The following is a 25,008-nucleotide window of genomic DNA, read 5'->3' on the forward strand; positions in this document are numbered from 1 at the left end:
CAGGGTTAACTGAACTTTCTACTCGCTTTTGGTTTATTTAATAATTAGTATACTTTATCACCATTGAAGATGGAGTTTTTAACTACTACATAGTCAACAGTACGAATTGATTCCAACTTGCTTCCGCCGGCATATGAAATCGAAGATTGTAGATCTTGCTCCATTTCCACTAAAGTATCCATTAGAGAACCTTTATGCTCCACGTACATTTTTTTACCTTCAACGTTTTTCTTTTCACCTTTTTGGAATTCAGACGCAGAACCGAAGTATTCTTTATATAACTTGCCATCTTTCTCGACTGTTTGGCCAGGAGATTCTTCATGTCCAGCAAATAGTGAACCAATCATGACCATTGAAGCACCGAAGCGGACCGATTTTGCAATATCACCATTTGTACGAATTCCGCCATCTGCAATAATTGGTTTTGTTGCAGCTTTTGCACACCAACGAAGTGCCGCTAGTTGCCAGCCGCCTGTGCCGAAACCTGTTTTAATTTTAGTGATGCATACTTTACCTGGTCCGATACCAACTTTTGTTGCATCTGCACCAGCATTTTCAAGTTCGCGCACTGCTTCAGGAGTTCCAACATTACCTGCAATCACAAAACTTTTTGGTAAGTGCTGTTTAATATGTTTGATCATATTAATAACCGCATTTGAATGTCCGTGTGCAATGTCGATTGTAATAAATTCAGGAATTAGCTCTTCTGCTGCTAATTGTTCAATGAAAGTGTACTCTTCTTCTTTTACCCCAACAGAGATTGAAGCAATGAGTTTACGGGAGTGCATGTTTTTAATGAATTCTGCACGAGTTTCTGGATTGAAGCGATGCATGATATAAAAATAACCATTTTCGGCTAGATTAATCGCGATTGATTCATCAATAATTGTCTGCATATTTGCAGGGACTACTGGCAGTTTGAACTTGAAACCGCCAAAAACAATCGAAGTATCACATTCTGAACGGCTGTTTACTATACATTTATTTGGAATTAGTTGAATATCTTCATAATCAAAAACGTTATCCATTTAAGAACACCTCTAAATCACGAATATTTTTTAGTAATGAGCAATAATTGTTCGCCCTTTGGTAATTTACCTTATTTTTAAAGTGTTGTCAAAGCATTTCTATTAAAATAATTTATTTTTTAGCTTCTCCACAAGAAAAGAATTATTAAGTGAACAAGGTAAATGTTTCGCAAAAAATTCAAAAATGGTGTTAGAAATTATGACATAAATCAAATTTTTTGAATAAAAAATATCCAATGTTGTCATATTAAACAACGAAGGAGATGAAATGATGATGCCAAGAAACTCAGAAAATCAACATGTTGAATCGACACCACATTTCGATGGCGAAGAAACCTTAAATAATCCTCCTGGGACAGCACAGGAAAAGTTAACTTTCTTCACTCAGCAAAATTCACGTGAAGAATTGGGTATGGAGAGAAATCCTTTTAAATTTAAGCCAAAAGTAGATCCGATGATGCAACGATTCGAGAAGTTAATGAGAGGGACAAGAAAAAGCTAGTGGATACATCTCGTTCAAAAACTTGAACGGGATGATTTTTAATTTAAGTAAGCTATACTCATTAATATTTCTATATTTTACTGAATAAGTTTTTTTTAAAAATATCAATTCATCTATAAGGCATTCGCACAATAGGCTTTCATCTCTCCTCATAAAATAGAGGAAGGAGGGAGCTAATCGATGCTTGATAAAATCAAACTATTAATTGGTCAGCCGATTGGCATTGCGTTTAAGAATGGGCTTGGCGTCTCTGGGGTGCTATGTGATGCAGATGAAGATGAAATCTGTTTATTGGAATACTTATACCAAGCAAAATTTGTCCGAAAGTATTATGACTACGAACTAATACAGGGGATTTATATCTTCCCCAGCTGCGACAATGATTTACTAAACTAATTAGGCAAAGATGTCATATATAGATGGGGTATCTCTAATTTTGGGATATCTCATTTTTTGTGGAAACAACAAGCGTGGACAAGCCATATCAACTATTTCCACGCTCCCTGCATCACTCTCTAAGTTTTCTCCATAAAGTTGCCCGATTAATGCCTAGTCGTTCGGCTGTTTTTGACTGGTTAAAGTTCTCTTCCTTTAACACAAGTTCTATTATCTCTTTCTCGATATCCTTCAAACTACCCTTGAAGGAAAGAGTTTTTAGATTAAGCTTTTCCTCGCTTAACACTTTTTCCACGGATTCATGTTCTATGACGAGATGATTTTCATTTAACGCAACTTCCTTAATGATCAACTTTAAATCATCAAGATTATTCGGATATGTTGTTTCTATAAGTAAAGACAAGGATTCATCCCTCATTTTGACAGCAATCGTTCCATATTTTTCATGATAAGTCGATAAAAAATAATGGACAAAGGCCGGGATATCCTCTTTTCGTTCTTTTAAAGAAGGAATTTTTACTTTATTGGAAAATTTCATGGAAAAAGGATCATTTTGCTCTTCTAATAGAATAAAGACATGTATCTTCAATTCGACGCACATGTTGATAAATATCGGTAACTTGTGATGATTCCTTTTTACATAGGACAAATTTCGTAATTTGACCGTTCGTACGCCTTTTAATGGTATTTCTTTCAACTGGTTGATTTCGAACTTATCAAAGTCTATGGTCAAAAGCAACCCGTCTTCAAATTGGGAATGAATGTAGGTGGAAATAAAATCCTTGCCGGTTCCTTTTTCGCCAATTAAGACAATAGGTTCATTTTTTTGATAAAGTGTCCGAATTTGCTTAAGGGTAAAACGCATTTGGTCTGAGTCTGCAATTAATGGCTTATATAAGTCTTCTGTATGAACTTTTAAGCCTTCTTGTTTTAGTAGGTGATCATGCTTATTAAAGATAAATAACTTGAATGAAAAATCCGGCAGATAGAAACCGTTGATTTCCATCAGATAATCGTCGGCTACATACTTTTTTGAAGCTTTTACTCTATTTAGATCAATATCCGTGTTGAGAATGAATAATTGCCTCTTTAGATCATCGGTGAACTGTATAGTTGTAAAATGCTCATAGACGATATGGTTCCGGTCATCTAGAAGAACTATGTTTTTATGCTTATTTTGGACGAGTGTTTCAAAGATTTTGCTTGGAATGTTAACTCTATTGATGTAATTATAAAGTTCCTTGGCCTGTTCCAGTGCTTTCATGATCGTTATTTTACTGGCATGAATCAAAAATCCTCTAAGACCATATTCTTCACTCGTTTTAACGGTAATCGTATCCCCAATAATTTGTTGATAGCCATGGTTCTTTAGGTCAACAACCAATGGAGCGATTTCATCGATGTGGTCGATTGTAAACACGGAGATGGGAATCTCCATTAAATCGATTGTCGGCAGTGCAAATGAAGTGATATCCGGAAAACTGATAAGTGCAGATTTATTGCTTAAATTTGATGCTGACAAAAGGGAACGCATCATATCGTAGCCAGTGATATTCATATCAATAACGGGTTTTTTTATGGCCTCTTTTATAAGTTTGGCAGTCGTGCCTCTACTAATGAATATATCTGTATTACATTCATTCGATAATGCGATATCAACCCCTGCTTGTAGTTCTGCAACTGAAACACAGATTTTCATTTCGGGAAAAAGAGGTGTACATTCTTTTATAATAGGCAACATTGCTTCATATGGCGCAATAATATGTAGATTTATTTTCATACCTTCAGCCACCTTCTTAATTTTAAGTCTGTACAAATTCACTGTCGTTTTCAAAAGACTATTAGAATCAATTGTAACATGAAGTCAAAAGAGTAGAAATGAATTGATGAAAAAACAAGTTCCGATACTCTTTATCCTATTTTAATAAAGATTTAAACCCATAATTTAACTGATTTAAAAGCGGAAATAGCTTTTAAATCAGTTTTTTGCTTTAAAAATGAAATCAGGAACTCTAGAGAATCATACTAGGAATAACATTATAAAAATATTTCATTTATTACAAATATTACATTTATTTCTATTTTTATATCAATATGTATATTTTTGTAAGAGCGTGGACAGTACTGAATTCGTAATTAGCTTACAAAATTCGAGATTAATTGTCAGGAGGACATAAAATGAAAATTAAATTTACTTTCATGTTGTTACTAATGCTATTTTCAATATCAACCACTAATGTATATGGGATGGAGATCGACAGAGCAGCAATGCACACGGATGATGAAAATGAACGTTTGCTTATAACGGATAATTTGGGTGGAGGATTTTTCGATGATGCGTTAGATCGAAATGTTGTTTTCTTTAAAATGTTGCAGCCCGAAGTATATGAAGTGAAAGAAGGAGATAATTTATTCCGAATCGCTGCAAATAATCAAGTGGAATTAGAGGACTTGATGGAATGGAATGATCTATCAGATTATACGATTCACCCAGGTAGAGAGTTAATTCTTTATGATAACGGAAGTGAACAAATAGATAGTCCTGTTGAAGCTGAAGCTTCAATAACTAGCCAGAGTCAAAATGATGACAAGAAAATAGAAACTCAGCAAGCTAGCAAATCTAAATCCAGTGAACCTAAGGTGGCGAAAAGTACAATAGAAGAAGAACCGGACTCCGGGAAGGAATTTATGGTAACTGCCACAGCTTATACTGCATATTGTGAAGGGTGTTCCGGTACAACGGCAATAGGTATTGACCTGCGCTCCAACCCGAATCAAAGGGTAATTGCTGTTGACCCAAATATCATTCCGCTTGGTTCTAGGGTCTGGGTAGAGGGATATGGTGAAGCAATAGCAGGAGATACAGGCGGTGCCATAAAAGGAAATAAAATCGATGTTTTCATTCCAACACAAAACGAGGCATTGCAATGGGGTCGAAAGCAAGTAAAGATAAAAATTCTTAATTAATAATATTGAAATAGAAATGTAGAAGGCTCTGGAGATTTGACTCTCTGGAGCTTTTGTTATGTCAATAATGAACTCAAAAAACATAAAAATGAAGATTCATATTTATACATTGCTATGTTGGATGGTGTTATTAAATATTACATAGGAAGATTCCGAAATATCTTAATTCTTCCTTTCCTGAGTGAACCTTTGTCCCTATTAATACACTTGGATAGCTAAAAGATACGTAAGGAAATTTCACTGATTTTCTGTAACTGCATACAAGTAGGGCGACTAAAAATCCTTTGTTCAATGAAAAAACTCCTATAAATCAGTTATTTTTATTTCTGTGTTACGTTTTCTAACATTAATGAAAATAAGTTATGAAAATTGTATTGACATAAAGGGAATATAATGTAAAATTAATTTTAATAAAACGTGTTACATTTCCTAACATCATAGAATAATATAACGTAACATGGAGAATTGATTTTGAAGGGAGAATGAATTATATGGAAGCTGTTGTAGTACTGATGGATAACCTGTGGGTAGCAATTGGTGCAATTTTAGTATTCTTTATGTTAGGTGGATTTATTTTACTTGAAGCAGGTTCAACAAGAATGAAAAATGCCGGTCACGTAGCTGGTAAAACAATTTTTACGGCAGGTCTTGGAACTTTAGTGTTTTGGGCTGTGGGTTATGGCTTTATATACGGTGACGGAAATCCATTCATCGGATTATCAAATTTCTTCTATGGAGATACAACGACTGCAGAAGAAGCGGGAGGATTGACTCCGGCGGTTGACTTCTCTTTCCAAGTAATGTTTGCATTAATTTCCCTTACAGTTGCATTTGGCGGATTTGCTGAACGTGCAAAATTATCCGTTTATGTAATCTTTGCAATTCTGTTTTCTGCTTTCATCTATCCGGTAGTTGCTCACTGGATCTGGGGTGGCGGCTGGTTAGCTGAACACGGTAAACAAGACTTTGCTGGTTCGACAGTTGTTCACTTAACAGGTGCCATGGCTGCGTTGGCTGCAACAATGATCTTAAAACCTCGTATTGGTAAATATAACAAAGACGGCTCATCTAATGTCCTGGCTGGTCATAACCAAGTATATACTACTCTAGGTGTTTTAGTTCTTTGGGTAGGTTGGTTCGGTTTCAATGGTGCAAGTACATTCGGTGTTGCTGATGGATTCCTGGGTTATGTTATTTTAAATACGCAATTGGCTGCTGGAGCTGGTGCCGTTGCAGCAATGTTTACGGCTTGGGTTAAAACAGGTAAAGCGGATGTGCCGTCAACATTAAACGGAGCACTCGCCGGTTTGGTTGCAATTACTGCTTCTTGTGGATTTGTTGCTCCTTGGGCTGCGGTAGTCATCGGTTTAATCGGTGGTGTGATGATGGTATTCAGTATGCAATTCTTTGAAAAACTAAAACTTGATGATCCAATCGCTGCATTATCAGTACACGGTACTGTTGGTGTTTGGGGCACACTTTCTAATGGCTTATTTGCTTTGCCGGCATTATCGACTGATATTGATTGGGGTCAAGCAGGATTATTCTATGGTGGTGGCTGGGAACAACTGGGAGTTCAAACTCTGGGTGTAGTTGCTGCTGGTGCTTATGCATTTGTAGTTTCATTTGTTATACTTAAGATCATGGATAAAGTTATGGGTGGTCTTCGAGTTACTGAAGAAGAAGAAATCATGGGCTTGGATATGTCGGAACACGGAAGTTATGGATATCCAGAGCAAATGGCTTTGGAAGAAGCAAAATTAGCTACGGCTGCAACGAAAGAAAAATTCTCATAAACTACTATTTATATAAGTTTATACTTAAACAAAAAGCCTCTGATTTTCAGAGGCTTTTTCTATAAAGGAAGTGTTCTTTTTGGAAACGTATGAGTCAATAAAAGTATGGAAGGATGCCAATATTTCCTCCTTTTTAGCAGATAACGTTTCACTCAACACATTTCATGATCAAGTCATGCTGAAAGTATTGGAAGTTGCAAAAGAAAATATGGAAGAAAGAGAGGTGCCCTGCAGTTTTACCTGGTTTATAACTGGCAGTGGCGGACGTTTAGAGCAAGGGCTAATTAGCGACCAGGATCATGGGATTATTTATGAGCAATCCACTCCTGAGAATGATTTATACTTCAAGGTTCTTGGAGAAGAGTTATCCAGGGGCTTGGATATTGCTGGGTACCCTTATTGTACGGGATATATCATGAGTTCCAACCCGGTCTGGTGTAAATCGTATAACGATTGGAAAAAACAAATTAGCAAGTGGATGGAAGATGAAAGTTGGGAATCCATCCGATATCTGCAAATTTTTTATGATGCAAGGGTTTTATATGGAAAAGAAGATTGTATAAAACAATTAAAAACAGATATCCATCAATATCAAAAAGAGCATCCGTTATTGCTGGGGAGGTTTATGGCTAATGTTAAACATGTCAAAAATGCCATAGGTCCCATGGGGCAGATATTAGTGGAACAACATGGAAAGTACCAGGGATCTATTAATTTAAAATACGTTGCCTTTTTACCATATGTCAATTCCATTCGTCTCCTATCTATTAAAGAAGGTCTGTGTGAAACGGCGACATTAGAGAGAATGAAAGAACTGCAAAAAATAGCGGAATATGAAGGATTGCTAAAAAGCAGTTACGGAAACTTTTCTGCGTTAATGAATTATCGATTAACTTTACTTCATGTAAATGAGTATGATGATACGCATTACTTAAATGTTAAGGATCTAACCAGGGAACAAAGAAAAGAGATCAAAGGGATCTTGAAGGGCGGAAAAAAACTGCACGATGCGGTTATTGAGCTGGTCAGCGATAACGAGTGAAAAGCGTGCATAAGAAAAGGGTGTTAAAATGGCATTTGAACCATTTATGCAGTTACTGAGAGGGATACAAGGGAAACGTGTACATGGTGGCATTGGTGGCATTCAAAATTCTCAACAAATGGCATACTTGAGACATCTTCAAAAAGAAATTAATAAAGACGATGCCATGAGTACACCATTGGATAAATTGAAAGTGGTGATCTTCGATATTGAGACAACAGGATTCTCTCCCGAAAAAGGTGATACGATTTTATCCATCGGAGCAATTAAAATGCAGGGGACAACGATTATAGAAGAAGAGCAATTTTACTCTCTTGTCTACTATGATCAAGAAGTTCCGGAAAATATCATCAATCTGACGGGAATTACGACCGCTGACGTCCGTGAAGCACCAATTTTATCGGATGTTCTAATTAACTTCTTTCAATTTGTGGAAGATGCTACTCTTGTAGCGCACCATGCAACCCATGAACGAAGCTTCATGCAGCATGCAAGCTCGAAAATTTTTAAAACACCGTTCAAGCATCGTATTGTGGATACATCCTTCCTCTATAAAATAGTAGATCGCGATTTTCATAATTTATCATTAGAGCATCTATGTGAGCAGAATAGCATTCCCATCATGGACCGCCATCATGCTTTAGGGGACGCCAAAATGACGGCTCAAATATGGAGTGTTTATGTCGAAAAAGTGATATACTTGGGTTGTGAAACATTAAATGACGTATATAATCATTTTGCAAGAATTTAATAGATGTTATTTAAATAAAGAGTGTATATAAAGTTTTTGAACTTTGTATATACTCTTTTTTGCCAATAAAATAGAGATTGCTTCATTGATACATGAAAAGAAACCGATATGAAATAGCGTCCGATTTCTTCTGGTTTTCTTTTCTGGTCTTTTGTGTGGAAACACTGCTTTTGATTTCAGTTTCTACATAAGCTATATTTAAAGTGCAAAGTCATATACCATATTAAGATAGTAAGAATTAGATATTATTGAATTGACCTTTTGTAGTTATTATTATATATTTAGTTACGAAAAGTAAGTGGTATGCAAAAAGTTCCTCACGAATGATTACAAAAAGATAGGTGATAGAATAATGAAGAATTTTACAAATGCGAATAAAATTTTAAAAGAGAAGATGAATATTGTTTCATTTAATGATAAAGAAAATCTAGCTGTGGTGGGTCCAGTGAAATTGCCGGTGAAACAAGGGGAGTTCGAGACAACGTTCCAATGGTATACATGGGCAACAGTAGGCAAAGAATTGAATACAAAGGAATCCATTCTGCAATCGATCGTTAATGCGGATTTAGCTTCAAAACAACAATCGTCGGTCCTGGTTTATGGAGATTTTGCAAATGCGGATGATGCGATTATCCGTATGCATAGTATTTGCCATACCGGCGACATTTTTGGAAGTCAACGTTGCGACTGTGGCTATCAGCTACATGAATCAATGAAGATGATTAAAGAACATGGCTGTGGCGCCATCTTTTATTTAGCAAACCATGAAGGAAGAGGAATTGGTTTGTTCTCTAAATCCTTGGCATACATTTTACAGGAAGAAGGCTACGATACTGTAGAAGCAAATAATGCACTGGGATTTGAAGATGATACACGCAATTATGAAGAAGCGGTTCGTGTTTTGGAAACGTTAAGAGCAAAACCGGTTACATTGATTACAAACAATCCCAAAAAACTTGCTGCCTTAAAATCGCATGGTTTACTTGCACATAATCATATTCCGCTATGGGGTGGCTTAACTGAAACGAATCGTCATTACCTTGAAACCAAGGTGAAAAAATCGGGTCATATACCCAAAGAGCAACTAACCGTATAGGGAGTGTGTAAGTGAGTGATGAAGAGTGACCGTGAATATATGCAATTAGCTTTAGACCTTGCTGCCACAGCCAGGGGGAACACGAATCCAAATCCTTGCGTTGGGGCAGTCCTTGTAAAAGACGGCGTCATAGTTGGGACTGGCTTACATCGCAAGGCAGGAGAACCACATGCCGAAGTACATGCCTTTAATATGGCTGGAGATCATGCCAAAGGTGCTACTTTATATGTTACGCTGGAACCGTGTTCTCATTATGGAAAAACGCCGCCTTGCGCAAAATTAGTAAAAGAATCGGAAGTTAGTCGTGTGGTCGTAGCAACAATGGATCCAAACCCATCAGTTGCAGGTCGCGGGATCAACTTATTAAGAGAAGCCGGGATTGAAGTAGAGGTAGGTTTATTGGAAGAAGAGGCACGTAAGTTAAATGAGCGTTTTATCCACAATATGATTACTAATAAGCCATTTGTTATCTCGAAGTTTGCGATGACAATGGATGGGAAAATTGCAACTCACAGTGGGCATTCAAAATGGATTACAAGCGAAGAAGCACGATTGCAGGTTCACAAGCTTCGTCATGCAGTAGATGGCATTCTAGTAGGTGTGGGGACAGTATTGGCGGATAATCCATCACTAACAACAAGACTCCCACATCGTGAGGGGAAAAATCCTGTTCGTATCATTCTGGATAGCGAATTGAAAACCCCGTTAAGTTCAAATGTCGTAAATACAACTGAAGCAAAAACGATTATTGTTTCCGCTAATGGTGTCGAAGGGACAAAGGTTGAGCAACTAACCGAAAAAGGTGTTCACATCCTGACTGTCTCAAAATCCGAGCATGGATTAAACCTGAATGAAATGCTGGATGAACTTTATAAACTGGGAATTACGGATGTACTGGTAGAAGGTGGAGCAGAGATCAATGCATCCTTCTTAAGAGGCGGGTTAATTAATAAAGTACTTTTATATATGGCCCCCAAGATATTAGGTGGAAGAAATTCAAAAACTCCATTTGCCGGAACGGATATTGAAAGTATCGATGAAGCGCTTCAGCTGGAATTCGATTCTATTGAACAAATTGGACCGGACCTTTGCATTACGGCATATCCATCGGTTGAAATTGGCTAATGAAAAAGTATAGTACTTTAAACCAAATAGCCTTTTAAATTTTAAAATGATTGAAGCAAGATGAGAAAGTAGGAATTTTTTGTGAGATTTGGTTTTGATATAGATGATACACTCATTAATTTAAGAGAACATGCCTTCCACATTTATAATCGTAAACTTAATCAAAATGTTGGGGTTGAGATTTTTCGCGAATTAAAAACGGTTGAAATCCATGAAGCATTTGGGTTGGATAAAGTGGCAGGAGGCGAAATGTGGAACAGCTTATTGGAGGAAATCTATTTTACTGATTGTCCTTCTTTTGACGGCGCGCTGGAATTACTGAATCGACTTGAGAGAGAAGGGCATGAAATCTTTTATATTACATCCCGCCCAAAACAATATTGCCAAAAAACGCAAGAATGGGTAAAAGATCAAGGTTTTCCTGTTCATGAGCAGCGGTTTTTCTGTGGTATGCAGGATCAAGAGAAAATCGAGATTATTAGACAGCTAGACCTTGATTTCTACTTTGATGATAAACCGGCAGTTCTTCACACATTAAGCGACATAGCGACGAAGGTATACGTTAAAGACCAATCGTATAATCAAGATGTTGGCATTCCTAGAGTAAAGGAATGGACGAGTTTTACTTATTAACGTGAGAAACCGAGCTATTCAATTGAATAGCTCGGTTTCTATGTTTATGGGTTGATTTTTGACTCTATGCAAGTTGCTTAAGCAATTGGGCACTTTCCAATCGATTGCGAACAATAACTCCAAGCCAAGCCGCTGCTACCGCTTTAATAATTCCAACGATTATAAATGGATAAACTCCACCCATAAATGCAGCAGTCCAAGATAAGTCCCCGACAATTTTCAACCATGTTGTACCAAATGCAAGTGTAATAACCATCCCGAATAGATTGGCAATAGTTGAATGTGTAAAGGACACGCCGAATTTCTCCATATACAAGCCCATTAAATAAGCTTGTACTAAAAATCCGATGATATAGCCGCCTGTTGGTCCTACGAGAACAGCAAGTCCGCCGGAAAAGCCTGAAAAAACAGGCAAGCCGATTGCTCCAAGCAAGATATACAGTAGAACTGCAATGGTCCCATTTTTCTTTCCTAAAATTGTGGCAACAAGTCCAACAGCAAGTGTTTGGCCGGTAATTGGAATAAGCGGCAGTGGAATCGTGATTTGGGCAAGTACAGCGATAATGGCTGCACCGAAAGCGGTAACTACATATGAATATGTTCTAGATTGCATGTATTCATCCCCTTTTGAGTTAACCTTTTATATTTTTAGTTTACAAAAAAAGATTAGTATAGTTTGAAAAAGTTGTCAATCTGATTTTATTCTTTCATTATTGTTAAATTAATATCTGATAGAAAACGAGAATTCAGACCTATTTATGATGGAAACGTTAATGTTTTTATGATATATTGGATATCTGGTGTCTTGAAATGAAAGTTTTCTTGCATCATTCGACGGTGTGATATATAATTATATCCGCTGTTTTTGTTTGGTTTCACGCTTGACCGAAGCCTCCAAAGAACGAAAGATATACTATCAATATATCTTGCAAATATACATGATAGGTGGAATATATATGGATTACAGAGTTTTGCTTTATTATCATTATACAACGATTGAAGATCCAGCTGCTTTTTCAGCTGAGCATCTAAGTGCATGTAAAGAATTAAATCTAAAAGGCCGTATTTTAGTAGCTAATGAAGGGATCAATGGGACTGTTTCAGGAACTATCGAAGATACAAATGCCTACATGGAAATGATGAAAAATCACCCATTGTTCGAAGGAATTGTTTTTAAAATCGACGAAGCAGACAAACATGCTTTCAAAAAAATGCATGTACGTCCACGTCCGGAGTTAGTGAACTTAAGCTTGGAAGATGATATCAATCCACATGAAATTACAGGTCGATACCTTTCACCTGAAGAATTTTTAGATGAAATGCAAGACGAAAATACAGTAGTACTAGATGTGCGTAATACCTATGAATATGATGTGGGCCACTTCCGTGGTGCAATCCGCCCGGAGGTAGAAACTTTCCGTGATACACCTCAATGGGTTCGTGACAACCGCGAATTGTTCGAAGGTAAACGCGTATTAACATATTGCACAGGTGGAATACGCTGTGAGAAATTCTCAGGTTGGTTAAAACGTGAGGGAATCGGTGAAGATGTTGGGCAACTGCATGGTGGTGTTGCGACTTACGGTAAAGACCCAGTTGCAAAAGGACAATTATGGGATGGTCAAATGTACGTATTTGACGAACGCTTAACTGTGCCGATCAACCAAGTTGAACATGTAATTATCGGAAAAGATCATTTCGATGGCACTCCTTGCGAACGCTACATTAACTGTGCAAACCCTGAATGCAACAAACAAATTATCAGCTCCGAAGAAAATGAATTAAAGCATTTAGGTGGCTGTACGATTGAATGTTCAAAACACGAACGCAACCGCTATATCGTAAATCACAATCTATCTGAAGAATTCGTTCAACAACAAATCAAATGGCTTGAAGAGCAACAAGTAAAAGCCTAAGTATATAGTGAAGAGAGGTGAGGAGAAAATTATTTTCCTCACCTATTTTTTATTTCTGGTGATTTTGAATGGGGGGGACGGGTCAGGGCGTGATATTAGTTTAAGAAAATGCATCAATGTCATGAGGAAGAACTTTCGATACTGCGACTAGGTTGGAGAAGTGCATCATAATGTGATGAGGCACTCTGTGTTGCGAGATTAAGTCAGGGAAGTGCTTCATAAGAGGAATGAAGCACTTTGCGTCGCGAGATTGAGTCAAGGAAGTGCAACATAAGTGTGATGAAGCACTTTGTGAAGCGAAATTAGGCTGAAGAAGTGCATCATAGGAGGGAAGAAGCAGTTTTAGTGGCTGATTCAGATTAGAAAAGTGCATCATAAGGGGGATGAAGCACTTTGTATCGCGATATTGAGTCAAGGAAGTGCATCATAAGGGAGATGAAGCACTTTCCAAAATTAGACAAGCTTGAAGAAGTGCATCTAAATCATTCTTCAAATACTGTTTAAACCACCTTACTAAAATGCAACTGCCAAAAGAGTATGCTAATATTTACATAAACACTTGATCATGATTGGGAGGTGAGGGCATGGGAAAGGCACGGATTATTTTTCACGTTGATATGAATAGTTTTTATGCATCGGTTGAACAGGCTCATAATCCAGATTTAAAAGGGAAGGCGATCGCCATTGCAGGCAACCCGAAAGAACGCCGAGGAATTATCGTTACGAGTTCTTATGAAGCGCGCCAAAAAGGTATTTATACAACGATGAATGTTGGAGAGGCCCTTCGCAAATGTCCTGATTTAATTTTATTGCCTCCCGATTTTCCGAAATATCGAGCTGCATCAAAGGCAATGTTTACAATATTGCGAAGTTACTCGGAACTAATAGAACCTGTATCCATTGATGAAGGGTATATAGATGTTACCAATAATGGAACAGGGCAGCATCCGATTGATATTGCCAAAGAGATTCAAATGAGGATTTTAAATGAACTCGACCTTCCTTGTTCGATTGGCATTGCACCGAATAAATTTTTGGCTAAAACTGCTTCCGACATGAAAAAACCGATGGGCATAACGGTATTAAGGAAACGAGATGTAAAGGAAAGGTTATGGCCGTTGCCTGTAATCGAGATGCATGGTGTTGGAGAAAGTACTGCCAAAAAGCTTGCTGCAATAAAAATAAATACAATTGGCGAGCTTGCAAATGTTGATGAATATCTTATTCGGCAAGCTTTGGGTAAAAATGGAGTTCGCTTAAGAATGCGTGCGAATGGGGAAGATTCTCGAGAGGTGGATCCCAATGCGATCTACGAAACAAAAAGTGTCGGAAACTCCACGACGCTGCCATTTGATGAAACAGATATGGAGGAACTCGAAAAGACTTTCTTAAAACTGTCCGAAAAAGTAGCGGAACGGTTGGATGCGAAAAAGTTATGCGGATCCACAATCAGCATTCAAATCCGGGATGCGGATTGGCACAACCACTCAAAGAGCAAAACCTTCCAAAACCCTATTTATAATAAAGAAATAATTTATGAAGAAGCAATCCAATTATTTCATAAATCTTGGAATGGAGCACCGATACGACTTTTGGGAATTACGATTTCCAATGTACTGGATCGAAAGCAATCAGTTGAACAGTTATCCATCTTTAACTTTGAACAATTTGCTAAACAAGAACCAATCTATGAGCTAATCGATGAGATAGAAAAGAAGTATGGAAAAGGTGCAATTCAAAAAGGAATCGCAATTAATAACCCTAGCTATGCTTCCAAAACAAGTTTTAGTAAAGACTTCCTCGAAGATTTAAAGGACCACTAGATAAATATTGAATATAGTCTCTATGGAAAAAAAGAAATATAAGAACGGGAGAGTTTAAATGCAGCTACAGTTTTTAGGAACAGGGGCGGGAATGCCTTCGAAAGAAAGAAATACAAGTGCCCTTGTATTAAAATTATTAGAAGAGCGCGGCACTGTTTGGCTTTTTGATTGTGGGGAAGCAACACAGCACCAAATTTTACATACAACGATACGTCCCCGAAAAGTGGAGAAAATTTTTATTACCCATTTACATGGGGACCATATCTTTGGACTGCCTGGCTTCTTGAGCTCCCGCTCCTTCTTGGGTGGGGAGGATACATTAACCCTATTTGGTCCAAAAGGGTTAAAAGAGTGGGTTACTGCAACATTAAATATTTCAAAGACGCATTTAACTTATTCAATTGAATTTGTCGAAGTACAGGATGGCGTGATTTTTGAGGATGATCAATTTACTGTTCGAGCACAGCTGCTTGAACATGTAATCCCTTGTTTTGGTTATCGAATAGAGCAAAAACCATTAAAAGGAGAGCTTCTGATTGATAAGGCAAGGAATTTAGGTGTTCCTAAAGGGCCGCTGTTAGGAAAATTAAAGAATGGTGAAGATGTTATATTGGAAGATGGAACGAAGGTGTTAAGTCAGTCGGTTACATCACCACCTAAAAAAGGATTTACAATTACTATTTTAGGGGACACGAAGTACTGTGAAACCGCCAAAATCCTGTGTGAAGATGCAGATGTTGTTGTACATGAAGCAACATTCGATCATAAAACCGAGCATTTAGCAGCAAGCTATGGCCACTCAACAAATGTGCAGGCAGCACAAATAGCAACAGAAAGTAGAGCCAAAAATTTAATATTAAATCATATTAGTTCCCGTTTCCTGCCCCATGATATTGAAGCGTTATTAAATCAGGCGAGAGAGGTTTTTCCCAATACTTTTATCGCTCACGATTTCTCGCATTATGAATGGAAAAGCGGTGAACTGTCCGAGGTATAATAACAGTAAAAGCAAGCTTTAGAAAAAGCTTGTTTTTTCATTCGCATAAACGCACTAAGATAGTAACGAACATTTTGTAACTTGTAATGGGAATTCGATAATTCCAAGAAAATTATAGATTATTCGAGAATTTATATATAAGATTAGAATAGGGAGGGATTTGATGAATCAGCCAAAAATAAGTCCCGCACTTTTACGTTTACTAGTAATTTTTCCGAATGTACTTAGTTATTTATTGTTGGTTGGAGTATTGATTTATATCGCAACAAACTTTACGGCATTAAAAACAGCAGATGCACTTAACTTCTGGTTCTTATTAGCTGCACTTTTATGTCCTATGGCGATTTATACGACATACTCAATTCTAAAACGTATTCGAGCGGGTGTTTTATAATTAAGAAAAAAAGCAAAACGCGTGTGCAAATTTCAACATTGTTCACGCGTTTTTAATTGAAAAAGATAGATATTTGTAAAATAGTGAAAGATAAAGATAGGAAAATATACACTTTTCGACATAAAATAATAGTAAAAAACCACATTTCCTAGGAAATATAATGCTTTAGTGAAGAAAAATCAACATAGAAATAACAAATAGATGTTGCAAGATGACCCAGTTGGTCAAATGATTGCACTTAGAAACTCTTTAAGTTATTGACCTTTTGCTAATTCCCTTGACCTTGCTTCAGCGCTTTTTATACAAGCATATACGGCTTCATTAAAATGATTATTTTCAAGAGCCGTAATACCCGCTTCGGTTGTCCCCCCTGGACTTGTTACTTTTTTTCGTAAAGCAGTTGGCTCTTCTTTTACTGATTGAAGCATGGCTGCAGAACCAGCAATTGTTTGCACCATTAATTCGCGAACTACCTCTTTTGATAATCCAAATTCAGCTCCTACGGCTTCCCAAGCTTCCAGTAGATAATAAAGATAAGCTGGACCGCTCCCTGAAAGAGCCGTAACAGCATGCAATTTATCTTCTTCCACCTCAATAACAATGCCGATTGCTTCAAGCATCTGCAAATACAGCACTTTTTGATAGTCATCTACTTGTTCATTGAATGCAATCCCACTAGCGGACATACCAATTGTAGCAGAAGTATTAGGCATTACCCGTGCAATAGGCCGCCTACCAATGCCTTCTTCTATCGTTTGAATGGGTATTCCTGCAAGTACAGAAAGTATTGCGGTATCTTCGCTTATAAAAGGTTGTATTCTTTCCATTGCTGGTTGGACATCTTTTGGTTTCATGGCCAAAATGATTAAATCCATTTCACGAATCTTTTCATGATCAACCAGTATATTGACAGCATAACTTTCATTTAATTCAATTAATCTTTCAAATTTCGAACGATTCGTTACATAGATGTTTTCGCTTGGAATCACTTTTTGCTCTACCCAACCCTGGATTAAAGCTTCAGCCATTGAACCTGCGCCAACAAAAAGTATTTTTTGCATATCGATCCCTCCATATAGTGATATTTATCCTGTTTGAACTTCCCTTAGAACCACCAAACCAAAAAAGGACCAAAGCAAATGATGTACTAATTTCGATTGAAAGTATAAGTCCTGTTTGTTTTACAAAGAACCTGAAAAAGATTACTCTAGAAAGACCTTTAATAGGTCCAGTTCATTTCATAAAGCAGATCTATAATGCACCATTACGCCATTATGAATGAAACGGAGTAATCAATCAAAGGACGAAAATTAACGAGCTATTGAAATTAGCCAAAAAATTCCATTTCAATATAAAAAGCGTTTCCATCCTTATACTAAGGACGAAAACGCTAATAGCAATTTTTCCGCGGTACCACCTTTGTTTGCCCAAATCATGGGCACAACTTGAATCCTCTTTATCGCAGAGGGGACGGTTATGTTTTCATAACTACTCCGAAGTAGGTTCAATGAATTAGCGGGTTATGCCACTTGCACCGAAATGTAGCACTCTCTGGAACCATAAGTTCATTTACTTGTCTTCATCATCGTTTTATAAATTTTTGAATTATGAAAATTATATGCACACTTTTTCAATCTGTCAATTACATAGGTGACGAATTACAGAAAAAGAGATAAAATGAATGGATGAATAGATATTCATTATATGGAAAAAATAGTTTTACTTTCACTACTAGGGGGATGATCCATGAATATACATAAAATAATTATACCTACTCCATATCCGATAGGGGATGTAAATGCTTTCTTGGTAAAAGGGGATAAGTTATCGCTTTTTGATGTCGGACCTAAAACACAAGATGCATTAAATGCGTTAAATAACGGCATTCAGGAAGCGGGTTACAAGCTAGGGGACATAGAGCAAGTTGTTTTAACCCACCATCATCCAGACCATGCTGGCTGGGTGGATGCATTTCCCGAAGCCGAAATCATCGGTCACGAATATAATGACCATTTCTTGCTTAGGACGCCTGAATTTATGGCCTATCGTTCGAACTTCTATCGACATCAGATGCAACTGCAAGCGGTTCCTGAAAAGTATCTTGAAAAAATAGTAGAGTCAAAAGATGCTTTGAAATTATATGGTTCAACCCCTTTAACAAAATACCTGAAGGATGGAGAAGAAGTTCCTGGACATCCTGGACTAAAAGCAATCTATACACCGGGTCATGCACAAAGCCATCTAATCTTTTTGGAGGAATCTACAAATGAAGTTATTGGCGGCGATCTCTTATTGGACAAAGTTGCTGCAAACCCCTTGGTTGAACCGCCGACAGATCTTTCAACTATTCGGCCCAAAGCTTTGATACAACAGCAAGAGTCATTAAAACATCTGTTTGAGTTGAATGTTGCAAAAGTATATGCGGGTCACGGAGAAGATATACTGGGAGTCAATGAATTGATTAAGCAGCGTTTAGCGAAAGATGATATCCGTCTTAATCAACTGATTAAACATATGGATCGCCCCAAAACGGTTATTGAGCTTACTATGGATTTATATCAGGCGCATTATAAGACAGAATTGGGGTTAACATTATCAAAAACCCTAGGATACCTGGATTGTTTAGTTAGGGATGAACTTGTACGTGAAGAAATCGTGAATGGTGTAATGGTATATACTCGTCTATAAAAAAATCCACAGGTAGGTTAGGACTACTTGTGGATTTTGCTTTTATATTTTAGTTGGCGTTTGCTAGTGAATCTAAGGACATTGCAGGACCAAAGAATTCAAAGTGGATGTTATCACCAGGCAAGCCTAGCTCACGAGCGATTGAAATGACTGTTTCCATGAATGGTGCTGGTCCGCAAATGTAGATTTCAGTATTTTCTTTAATGAACGGCGCTAAATCTTCTTTTGTTACATAGCCATTTTCATCAGAGAATAAGACGCGATACGTACCATTTAATTCGTTTACTTTTTTATCAATTTGTTCTTTAAATGCTACCGCTTTCTCATTGCGTGCACATTGAACAAATGCTACTTGTCTTCCAAGTTCCATAGTTTGAAGCATTGTATTTAATGGTGTTACACCGATGCCACCGCTTACAAATAGCACAGGGTTGCTGTTATCTTCCAATGTAAATAGGCCTGCAGGAGCGCTTATTTCAATTGTATCGCCAACGTTTACTTGTTCGTGAAGGTAGTTTGAAACTACGCCTCTTGGATCTACTGCATCTTCTCGTTTCACACTGATGCGGAATTCGTTTTCATTTGATGGTTGCGATAATGTATAATGACGGTTAGAAGTATATTCGTCACCAGGTACTTTTACGCGAACTGTGATATATTGCCCTGCTTTATATTCTGGTAATTTTTCACCATCTTCTGAAACTAAGTAGAATGAAGTAACTTCTTCGCTTTCTTCTTCTTTTCTGGCTACTTTGAACGATTTGAATAATCTCCAGCCGCCATCTTTCTCAGCTTCTTTGTATAGATCTTCCTCAATCGAAATAAATACGTCTGCAATAACGCCATAAGCTTCTGCCCATGCATTAATGATTTCATCCGTAGCAGCATCACCAAGTACTTCCTTAATCGCTGCCAACAAGTTTTCACCGACGATAGGGTAGTGTTCAGGCAGGATTCCAAGTCCGCGGTGTTTATGTGCAATCTGCATAACGGCTGGAACGATGGCCTGCAAATTATCGATATACTTAGCAGCTGCCAACACTGTATTAGCCAAAGCGGTTTGCTGGCGTTCTCTTGCTTGGTTTGCACGATTAAAATAATTTAATAACTCAGGGTGTTTTCTTAACATATTGCTGTAAAAAGTTTTTGTAATTGTTACACCGTGTTGCTCTAATACTGGTACTGTTGATTTTATAATGTCTATTGTTTGTTGTGATAACATACAATCACGTCCTTTCGAAGTCATCTTACTCCTTGCAAATCTTAAAAGCAATATTAGAAATGCATCTTTAACAAATCTGACACAAAGTAGTACTCAAAATACATCTTTAACACATTTGACACAAAAGAGAGTATTCCATACAGTTTTAATATGTTTTATTTCAAGATATTTTAGTAAAAATTAAAAAGCAAAGTGATATAATAGGATAGGAAAGAGTGGTGTTTTTAAGTTGCGCTTAACTTTATATACGGATTATTCCCTCAGAGTATTATTATATCTTGGTATTAAAGGGAATGATCGTTTATCAACTATACAAGAAATTGCAGATAGCTATCATATATCAAAAAATCATCTTATGAAAGTTACTTATGATCTGGGACAACTCGGCTTAATCGAAACGATTCGTGGTCGGGGCGGTGGTATTCGCTTGAAAGTACAACCGGAAGACATTAATATCGGACAAGTCGTAAGGCATACGGAAGAAGATTTCCACCTTGTCGAATGTTTTGATTCAGAAAACAACCTATGTAAGTTATCACCTGCCTGCAAGCTGAAATTTGCACTCAACGAAGCATTAAATGCATATTTACAAGTTTTGGACCGCTATAGTTTAGCCGATTTCTTGATCTCCAAGGATGAGATGTTCAGATTACTCGGAATGGAACCGTCTTAAAAGGGTATAGATATAATCTATACCCTTTTTTAGTGAAGTTCCGACATAGTATCAACGTTAAGGAAAGGAATATACATAATTAATGAATAAGAAAACAATATTTATAACAGGCGCAACAAGTGGAATCGGAAGAATTATAACAGAGCTTTGCATTAAAAAAGGTTATGTTGTATATGCAACCGGCAGAAATGAATCATCTCTTGCAACCTTGTCAAGAATGGGAGCAAAAGTTTTCCAGGGGGATTTATCCAATTTAGTGGACATCGATCGAGTATACTCTCAATTACCTCCCATTGATATTGCCATTATCAATGCTGGAGTAGGTACTTTTGAAAGTGCCTATGACCTCTTGGATGAAGAGATTGACAATATGATTGATATCAACATAAAAGCACCTATCTACTTAACTAAAAGATTGGCAAAGCAAATGATCATTCGAAAATCTGGACACATTATATTTATTGGCTCGCAAGCAGGGAAAGTGCCAACAAAAAAAGCGAGTGTATATGCAGCGTCCAAACATGCAATTACCGGTTTTGCGAATGGTCTAAGAATGGAATTGTCCCCATATAATATCCAGGTTACTGCTGTTTATCCAGGTCCAATCGATACTCCATTTTTACAAAAAGCAGATTCTACTAATAAGTATCGTGAAGTAATGGAAAGATATCTATTAAAGCCTGAAAATGTGGCAAGAGAAGTAGTGAGGACTATAGATAAACCTGTTAGAGAAGTAAATTTACCCAGAATTATGTCGGCCACAAGCAAACTTTATGCAATAGCCCCTCGATTGGTAGAAAAGCTGGGAAGCGGTTTCTTTAATAAAAAATAATACATGAAAGAGTATATATGAACGCCTTGACTTGGGCGTTTTTTAATTTATTATAAAAATCCAACATTTTATAAAAATACACTTGAATTAATTTTTATAAAATGGTACCATTCGTGTATAAACAATTAATTGAATGTATAAAAATACATATAACATAACGGAGGTACGAGATAATGGCAAATAAAAAAGTCGTTTTAGCTTATTCAGGTGGACTTGATACATCAGTTGCAATTCCATGGTTAAAGGAGCAGGGGTGGGACGTAATCGCGGTATGCCTAGATGTAGGTGAAGGAAAAGACCTTGAATTTATCAAGAATAAAGCCCTTCAAGTAGGGGCTATTGAATCGTACATGGTGGATGCAAAGGACGAATTTGCTGAAGAATATGCATTAATCTCCCTGCAAGGCCATACTTGGTATGAACAGAAATATCCATTAGTTTCTGCACTTTCCCGTCCGCTTATCTCAAAAAAATTAGTGGAGATTGCAAATGAAACAAATGCAGATGCTGTAGCACATGGTTGTACAGGTAAAGGGAATGACCAAGTTCGTTTTGAAATTTCGATTAAAGCGTTAAACCCTGATTTAGAAGTTCTTGCACCAGTACGTGAATGGGGTTGGAGCCGCGATGAGGAGATCGAGTATGCAGAAAAACACGGTGTACCAGTTCCAGCAACAATCGATTCGCCATTCTCCATTGACCAAAACCTTTGGGGTCGTGCAAACGAAGCAGGCGTGATGGAAGATCCATGGGTAGCTCCACCAGAAGAAGCATATGGATTAACTGTTTCTCTTGAAAATGCACCTGACAAACCGGAATTTGTTGAAATCGAGTTCGTGGAAGGGAAACCTGTTTCATTGAACGGTCAGGAAATGAAGCTTGCAGATCTTATCCAGGAGTTAAATAAGGTGGCAGGTGCCCATGGGGTTGGACGAATTGACCATGTAGAAAACCGCTTGGTTGGAATTAAATCACGTGAAGTGTATGAAATTCCTGGTGCAAAAGTACTTTTAACTGCCCATAAGGAATTGGAAGATATCACATTGGTAAAAGAATTGGCTCATTTCAAGCCAATTATTGAACAAAAGCTTTCAGAAGTGATTTATGAAGGTCTATGGTTCAACCCAATCCGTGTAGCATTGGAAGGTTTCTTAAAAGAAACTCAAAAATATGTAAACGGGACAGTTCGCGTGAAATTATTTAAAGGCCATGCAATTGTTGAAGGACGTAAATCACCAAATTCATTATATAGTGAAGAGCTTGCAACATACTCAAAAGCGGACCAATTCAATCATGCATCAGCTGTAGGATTTATTGAATTATGGGGTCTTCCGACAGTGGTTGCTGCAGAAGTTAACAAGAACAAAGAAGTAGTAGCTAAAAATTAATTTTTATCGAAATCGATTCAAACTCCCAGGTTTCCAGAGAGTCTGAATAGAAGTAGGTGTAAGAAATGACGAAATTATGGGGCGGCCGTTTCCAAAAGTCTGCAGAAAACTGGGTAGACGAATTTGGAGCATCGATTGGCTTTGACCAACAATTAGTAATGGAAGATATCGAGGGCAGTATTGCACACGTAACAATGCTGGGTGCTCAAGGAATTTTGGACTCTAAGGATGTAGAGCAAATTCTGGGAGGCTTGGCAGAGTTAAAACATTCGGCAGAGGCAGGGGAACTCGAGTTCAGTGTTGCAAATGAAGATATCCATCTAAATTTAGAAAAAATGTTGACGGACAAAATCGGGCCGGTTGGAGGCAAACTCCACACTGGCCGAAGCCGTAACGACCAAGTTGCAACAGATATGCACCTTTTTCTGAAAAAGCGTGTTGCAGAAGTTGTTGACTTGATTGAAACTTTCCAGAAAACGATTCTTAAAAAAGCAGAACAGCATGTAGAGACGATTGCTCCTGGCTATACGCACTTGCAGCGAGCTCAACCGATTAGTTTTGCCCATCACTTAATGGCATATTTCTGGATGTTGGAACGGGACAAAGAGCGTTTTAATGAATCGATGAAACGTATCGACATCTTACCATTAGGTGCAGGTGCAATGGCTGGAACGACTTTCCCGATTGACCGTGAAAAGTCTGCTGAGCTGCTGGGATTTAGCGCTGTATATGCGAATTCAATGGATGCAGTTAGTGATCGCGACTTTATTGTGGAATTTCTTTCAAACGCATCGCTCTTAATGACCCATTTGTCCCGTTTTGCTGAAGAAATTATTATTTGGTCAACTGATGAATTTAAATTCATTGAATTGGATGATGCATTTTCAACAGGCTCATCGATCATGCCTCAAAAGAAAAATCCGGATATGGCTGAACTTATTCGTGGCAAGACAGGTCGCGTATACGGCAACCTAATGGGATTGTTGACAGTGTTAAAGGGTACGCCGTTGACTTATAACAAAGATATGCAGGAAGATAAGGAAGGAATGTTTGATTCAGTTCATACCATCCTTGGTGCCTTGAAAATCTTTGAGGGTATGGTTCGAACAATGACTGTAAAAACAGAAAAGCTTCACCAAGCGGTTCATAGTGACTTTTCTAATGCGACTGAACTTGCCGACTACTTGGCAACAAAGGGTATGCCATTCCGTGAAGCGCATGAAGTCACAGGAAAACTTGTCTTTACTTGTATTCAAAGAGGCATTTTCTTATTGGATCTCCCTCTGGAGGATATGCAGAGTGAAAGCAAGTTAATTGAGCAGGATGTATATGACGTACTGTCACCAGAAGCTGCAGTAAGACGCAGAAATTCACTGGGCGGTACCGGCTTTGATCAAGTACGTCTGCAACTTGAAAAAGCAAAAGCTTGTCTTTAATAATGGAAACGAACCTAAACTTTAGGATTTGTTATAGAGGCCGCTATTAATGTTGTACAGGGATGCACAATAGTTTGCCGACTTTTATCTGGAAGCCAGAGGGTAACTTGATAAAAGAATAACTTTATAAGCAATCTTTACTTTTCTAAGTATAGATGAACATATAAAGTTACATAAACCGTTCTCGGGGTCGCGAGGCGGTTTTTTTGTTGAAAAATTACAAAATTCCATCCCTTTATTTAATTTGACTTGGAGGGGTAACCCTTCAAACATTTTCTGCTAAGGAAATAGAAAATGACCCAC

Annotated in this window: 23 protein-coding genes and 1 other annotated feature; of the genes, 18 read left to right on the top strand and 5 right to left on the bottom strand. The window is 37.6% G+C overall.

Features of this window, described 5'->3' with window-relative positions:
* Nucleotides 1-44: 44 nt before the first annotated feature.
* Nucleotides 45-1,028 carry a GMP reductase gene (gene guaC / locus QYB95_RS07730; RefSeq protein ID WP_301137732.1) on the bottom strand — a complete coding sequence of 328 codons (984 nt, stop codon included), beginning with the start codon at nt 1,026-1,028 and terminating at the stop codon, nt 45-47.
* Between the two features lie 268 nt (nt 1,029-1,296).
* Here guaC and QYB95_RS07735 point away from each other — a divergent pair, with 268 nt between their 5' ends.
* Entirely contained in the window at nt 1,297-1,530 is a 234-nt protein-coding gene (locus QYB95_RS07735; protein WP_301137733.1) for a hypothetical protein, read from the top strand.
* 180 nt (nt 1,531-1,710) lie between these two features.
* Nucleotides 1,711-1,926: a hypothetical protein gene (locus QYB95_RS07740; RefSeq protein WP_301137734.1), complete on the top strand. Its 216-nt coding sequence runs from the start codon at nt 1,711-1,713 to the stop codon at nt 1,924-1,926.
* Between the two features lie 112 nt (nt 1,927-2,038).
* On the opposite strand, the gene QYB95_RS07745 is transcribed toward QYB95_RS07740, so the two are convergent.
* Nucleotides 2,039-3,706, bottom strand: a complete 1,668-nt coding sequence (locus QYB95_RS07745; RefSeq protein ID WP_301137735.1) for a sigma-54-dependent Fis family transcriptional regulator — start codon at nt 3,704-3,706, stop codon at nt 2,039-2,041.
* 398 nt (nt 3,707-4,104) lie between these two features.
* On the opposite strand from QYB95_RS07745, the gene QYB95_RS07750 reads away from it, so the two are divergent.
* The 7 genes from QYB95_RS07750 to QYB95_RS07780 all read left to right on the top strand — a co-directional run bounded on the left by QYB95_RS07750 (nt 4,105) and on the right by QYB95_RS07780 (nt 11,336).
* Nucleotides 4,105-4,893 carry a 3D domain-containing protein gene (locus QYB95_RS07750; RefSeq protein ID WP_301137736.1) on the top strand — a complete coding sequence of 263 codons (789 nt, stop codon included), beginning with the start codon at nt 4,105-4,107 and terminating at the stop codon, nt 4,891-4,893.
* Nucleotides 4,894-5,384: 491 nt separating this feature from the next.
* Entirely contained in the window at nt 5,385-6,689 is a 1,305-nt protein-coding gene (locus tag QYB95_RS07755; protein ID WP_301137737.1) for an ammonium transporter, read from the top strand.
* A gap of 79 nt (nt 6,690-6,768) precedes the next feature.
* A complete protein-coding gene (locus tag QYB95_RS07760) occupies nt 6,769-7,731 on the top strand; it encodes a DUF294 nucleotidyltransferase-like domain-containing protein (RefSeq protein ID WP_425609185.1) in 963 nt (320 codons plus the stop codon).
* Between the two features lie 28 nt (nt 7,732-7,759).
* On the top strand, nt 7,760-8,482 hold the full coding sequence (locus QYB95_RS07765) for an exonuclease domain-containing protein (RefSeq protein WP_301137739.1): 723 nt from the start codon (nt 7,760-7,762) through the stop codon (nt 8,480-8,482).
* 352 nt (nt 8,483-8,834) lie between these two features.
* Nucleotides 8,835-9,578, top strand: coding sequence for a GTP cyclohydrolase II (locus tag QYB95_RS07770; RefSeq protein WP_301137740.1), 744 nt, complete (start codon nt 8,835-8,837; stop codon nt 9,576-9,578).
* Nucleotides 9,579-9,596: 18 nt separating this feature from the next.
* Nucleotides 9,597-10,703, top strand: coding sequence for a bifunctional diaminohydroxyphosphoribosylaminopyrimidine deaminase/5-amino-6-(5-phosphoribosylamino)uracil reductase RibD (gene ribD / locus QYB95_RS07775; protein ID WP_301137886.1), 1,107 nt, complete (start codon nt 9,597-9,599; stop codon nt 10,701-10,703).
* 81 nt (nt 10,704-10,784) lie between these two features.
* Nucleotides 10,785-11,336 (top strand): 5' nucleotidase, NT5C type, encoded by a 552-nt coding sequence (locus tag QYB95_RS07780; RefSeq protein WP_301137741.1) that lies wholly within the window; start codon nt 10,785-10,787, stop codon nt 11,334-11,336.
* A gap of 64 nt (nt 11,337-11,400) precedes the next feature.
* On the opposite strand, the gene QYB95_RS07785 is transcribed toward QYB95_RS07780, so the two are convergent.
* Nucleotides 11,401-11,949 carry a biotin transporter BioY gene (locus QYB95_RS07785; RefSeq protein WP_301137742.1) on the bottom strand — a complete coding sequence of 183 codons (549 nt, stop codon included), beginning with the start codon at nt 11,947-11,949 and terminating at the stop codon, nt 11,401-11,403.
* Between the two features lie 343 nt (nt 11,950-12,292).
* Here QYB95_RS07785 and trhO point away from each other — a divergent pair, with 343 nt between their 5' ends.
* The 4 genes from trhO (at nt 12,293) to QYB95_RS07805 (ending at nt 16,466) form a co-directional block, all read left to right on the top strand.
* Nucleotides 12,293-13,252 carry an oxygen-dependent tRNA uridine(34) hydroxylase TrhO gene (gene trhO, locus QYB95_RS07790; protein ID WP_301137743.1) on the top strand — a complete coding sequence of 320 codons (960 nt, stop codon included), beginning with the start codon at nt 12,293-12,295 and terminating at the stop codon, nt 13,250-13,252.
* 584 nt (nt 13,253-13,836) lie between these two features.
* A complete protein-coding gene (locus tag QYB95_RS07795) occupies nt 13,837-15,075 on the top strand; it encodes a DNA polymerase IV (RefSeq protein ID WP_301137744.1) in 1,239 nt (412 codons plus the stop codon).
* A gap of 58 nt (nt 15,076-15,133) precedes the next feature.
* Nucleotides 15,134-16,072, top strand: a complete 939-nt coding sequence (gene rnz / locus QYB95_RS07800) for a ribonuclease Z (RefSeq protein ID WP_301137745.1) — start codon at nt 15,134-15,136, stop codon at nt 16,070-16,072.
* 163 nt (nt 16,073-16,235) lie between these two features.
* Entirely contained in the window at nt 16,236-16,466 is a 231-nt protein-coding gene (locus QYB95_RS07805) for an acyl-phosphate glycerol 3-phosphate acyltransferase (protein ID WP_301137746.1), read from the top strand.
* A gap of 254 nt (nt 16,467-16,720) precedes the next feature.
* Here QYB95_RS07805 and proC read toward each other — a convergent pair whose 3' ends face one another.
* Entirely contained in the window at nt 16,721-17,527 is an 807-nt protein-coding gene (gene proC, locus QYB95_RS07810; protein WP_301137747.1) for a pyrroline-5-carboxylate reductase, read from the bottom strand.
* Between the two features lie 313 nt (nt 17,528-17,840).
* Nucleotides 17,841-18,061 (bottom strand) — a binding site (T-box leader).
* Between the two features lie 151 nt (nt 18,062-18,212).
* On the opposite strand from proC, the gene QYB95_RS07815 reads away from it, so the two are divergent.
* Complete coding sequence (locus tag QYB95_RS07815) at nt 18,213-19,154, top strand: MBL fold metallo-hydrolase (protein WP_301137748.1); 942 nt, start codon at nt 18,213-18,215, stop codon at nt 19,152-19,154.
* 49 nt (nt 19,155-19,203) lie between these two features.
* Here QYB95_RS07815 and hmpA read toward each other — a convergent pair whose 3' ends face one another.
* On the bottom strand, nt 19,204-20,376 hold the full coding sequence (gene hmpA / locus QYB95_RS07820) for an NO-inducible flavohemoprotein (RefSeq protein ID WP_301137749.1): 1,173 nt from the start codon (nt 20,374-20,376) through the stop codon (nt 19,204-19,206).
* A 229-nt stretch (nt 20,377-20,605) separates the two neighbouring features.
* Between hmpA and QYB95_RS07825 the strand changes: the two genes are divergently transcribed.
* The 4 genes from QYB95_RS07825 to argH all read left to right on the top strand — a co-directional run bounded on the left by QYB95_RS07825 (nt 20,606) and on the right by argH (nt 24,705).
* Nucleotides 20,606-21,049 carry an RrF2 family transcriptional regulator gene (locus tag QYB95_RS07825; RefSeq protein ID WP_301137750.1) on the top strand — a complete coding sequence of 148 codons (444 nt, stop codon included), beginning with the start codon at nt 20,606-20,608 and terminating at the stop codon, nt 21,047-21,049.
* Nucleotides 21,050-21,131: 82 nt separating this feature from the next.
* Complete coding sequence (locus QYB95_RS07830) at nt 21,132-21,881, top strand: SDR family NAD(P)-dependent oxidoreductase (RefSeq protein WP_301137751.1); 750 nt, start codon at nt 21,132-21,134, stop codon at nt 21,879-21,881.
* A 173-nt stretch (nt 21,882-22,054) separates the two neighbouring features.
* Nucleotides 22,055-23,269: an argininosuccinate synthase gene (locus QYB95_RS07835; RefSeq protein ID WP_301137752.1), complete on the top strand. Its 1,215-nt coding sequence runs from the start codon at nt 22,055-22,057 to the stop codon at nt 23,267-23,269.
* A gap of 65 nt (nt 23,270-23,334) precedes the next feature.
* On the top strand, nt 23,335-24,705 hold the full coding sequence (gene argH, locus QYB95_RS07840) for an argininosuccinate lyase (protein WP_301137753.1): 1,371 nt from the start codon (nt 23,335-23,337) through the stop codon (nt 24,703-24,705).
* Nucleotides 24,706-25,008 lie beyond the last annotated feature (303 nt).

This window comes from Ureibacillus aquaedulcis (genome assembly GCF_030418165.1).
Lineage (GTDB): Bacteria > Bacillota > Bacilli > Bacillales_A > Planococcaceae > Ureibacillus > Ureibacillus aquaedulcis.

Coding starts and splice junctions, on each gene's coding strand:
- ribD (WP_301137886.1), top strand. CDS start 9,597: ATGAAGAGTGACCGTGAATATATGCAATTAGCTTTAGACCTTGCTGCC.
- QYB95_RS07770 (WP_301137740.1), top strand. CDS start 8,835: ATGAAGAATTTTACAAATGCGAATAAAATTTTAAAAGAGAAGATGAAT.
- QYB95_RS07755 (WP_301137737.1), top strand. CDS start 5,385: ATGGAAGCTGTTGTAGTACTGATGGATAACCTGTGGGTAGCAATTGGT.
- proC (WP_301137747.1), bottom strand. CDS start 17,527: ATGCAAAAAATACTTTTTGTTGGCGCAGGTTCAATGGCTGAAGCTTTA.
- QYB95_RS07740 (WP_301137734.1), top strand. CDS start 1,711: ATGCTTGATAAAATCAAACTATTAATTGGTCAGCCGATTGGCATTGCG.
- trhO (WP_301137743.1), top strand. CDS start 12,293: ATGGATTACAGAGTTTTGCTTTATTATCATTATACAACGATTGAAGAT.
- argH (WP_301137753.1), top strand. CDS start 23,335: ATGACGAAATTATGGGGCGGCCGTTTCCAAAAGTCTGCAGAAAACTGG.
- QYB95_RS07815 (WP_301137748.1), top strand. CDS start 18,213: ATGAATATACATAAAATAATTATACCTACTCCATATCCGATAGGGGAT.
- guaC (WP_301137732.1), bottom strand. CDS start 1,028: ATGGATAACGTTTTTGATTATGAAGATATTCAACTAATTCCAAATAAA.
- QYB95_RS07830 (WP_301137751.1), top strand. CDS start 21,132: ATGAATAAGAAAACAATATTTATAACAGGCGCAACAAGTGGAATCGGA.
- QYB95_RS07745 (WP_301137735.1), bottom strand. CDS start 3,706: ATGAAAATAAATCTACATATTATTGCGCCATATGAAGCAATGTTGCCT.
- hmpA (WP_301137749.1), bottom strand. CDS start 20,376: ATGTTATCACAACAAACAATAGACATTATAAAATCAACAGTACCAGTA.
- QYB95_RS07765 (WP_301137739.1), top strand. CDS start 7,760: ATGGCATTTGAACCATTTATGCAGTTACTGAGAGGGATACAAGGGAAA.
- QYB95_RS07795 (WP_301137744.1), top strand. CDS start 13,837: ATGGGAAAGGCACGGATTATTTTTCACGTTGATATGAATAGTTTTTAT.
- QYB95_RS07750 (WP_301137736.1), top strand. CDS start 4,105: ATGAAAATTAAATTTACTTTCATGTTGTTACTAATGCTATTTTCAATA.
- QYB95_RS07735 (WP_301137733.1), top strand. CDS start 1,297: ATGATGATGCCAAGAAACTCAGAAAATCAACATGTTGAATCGACACCA.
- QYB95_RS07835 (WP_301137752.1), top strand. CDS start 22,055: ATGGCAAATAAAAAAGTCGTTTTAGCTTATTCAGGTGGACTTGATACA.
- rnz (WP_301137745.1), top strand. CDS start 15,134: ATGCAGCTACAGTTTTTAGGAACAGGGGCGGGAATGCCTTCGAAAGAA.
- QYB95_RS07785 (WP_301137742.1), bottom strand. CDS start 11,949: ATGCAATCTAGAACATATTCATATGTAGTTACCGCTTTCGGTGCAGCC.
- QYB95_RS07805 (WP_301137746.1), top strand. CDS start 16,236: ATGAATCAGCCAAAAATAAGTCCCGCACTTTTACGTTTACTAGTAATT.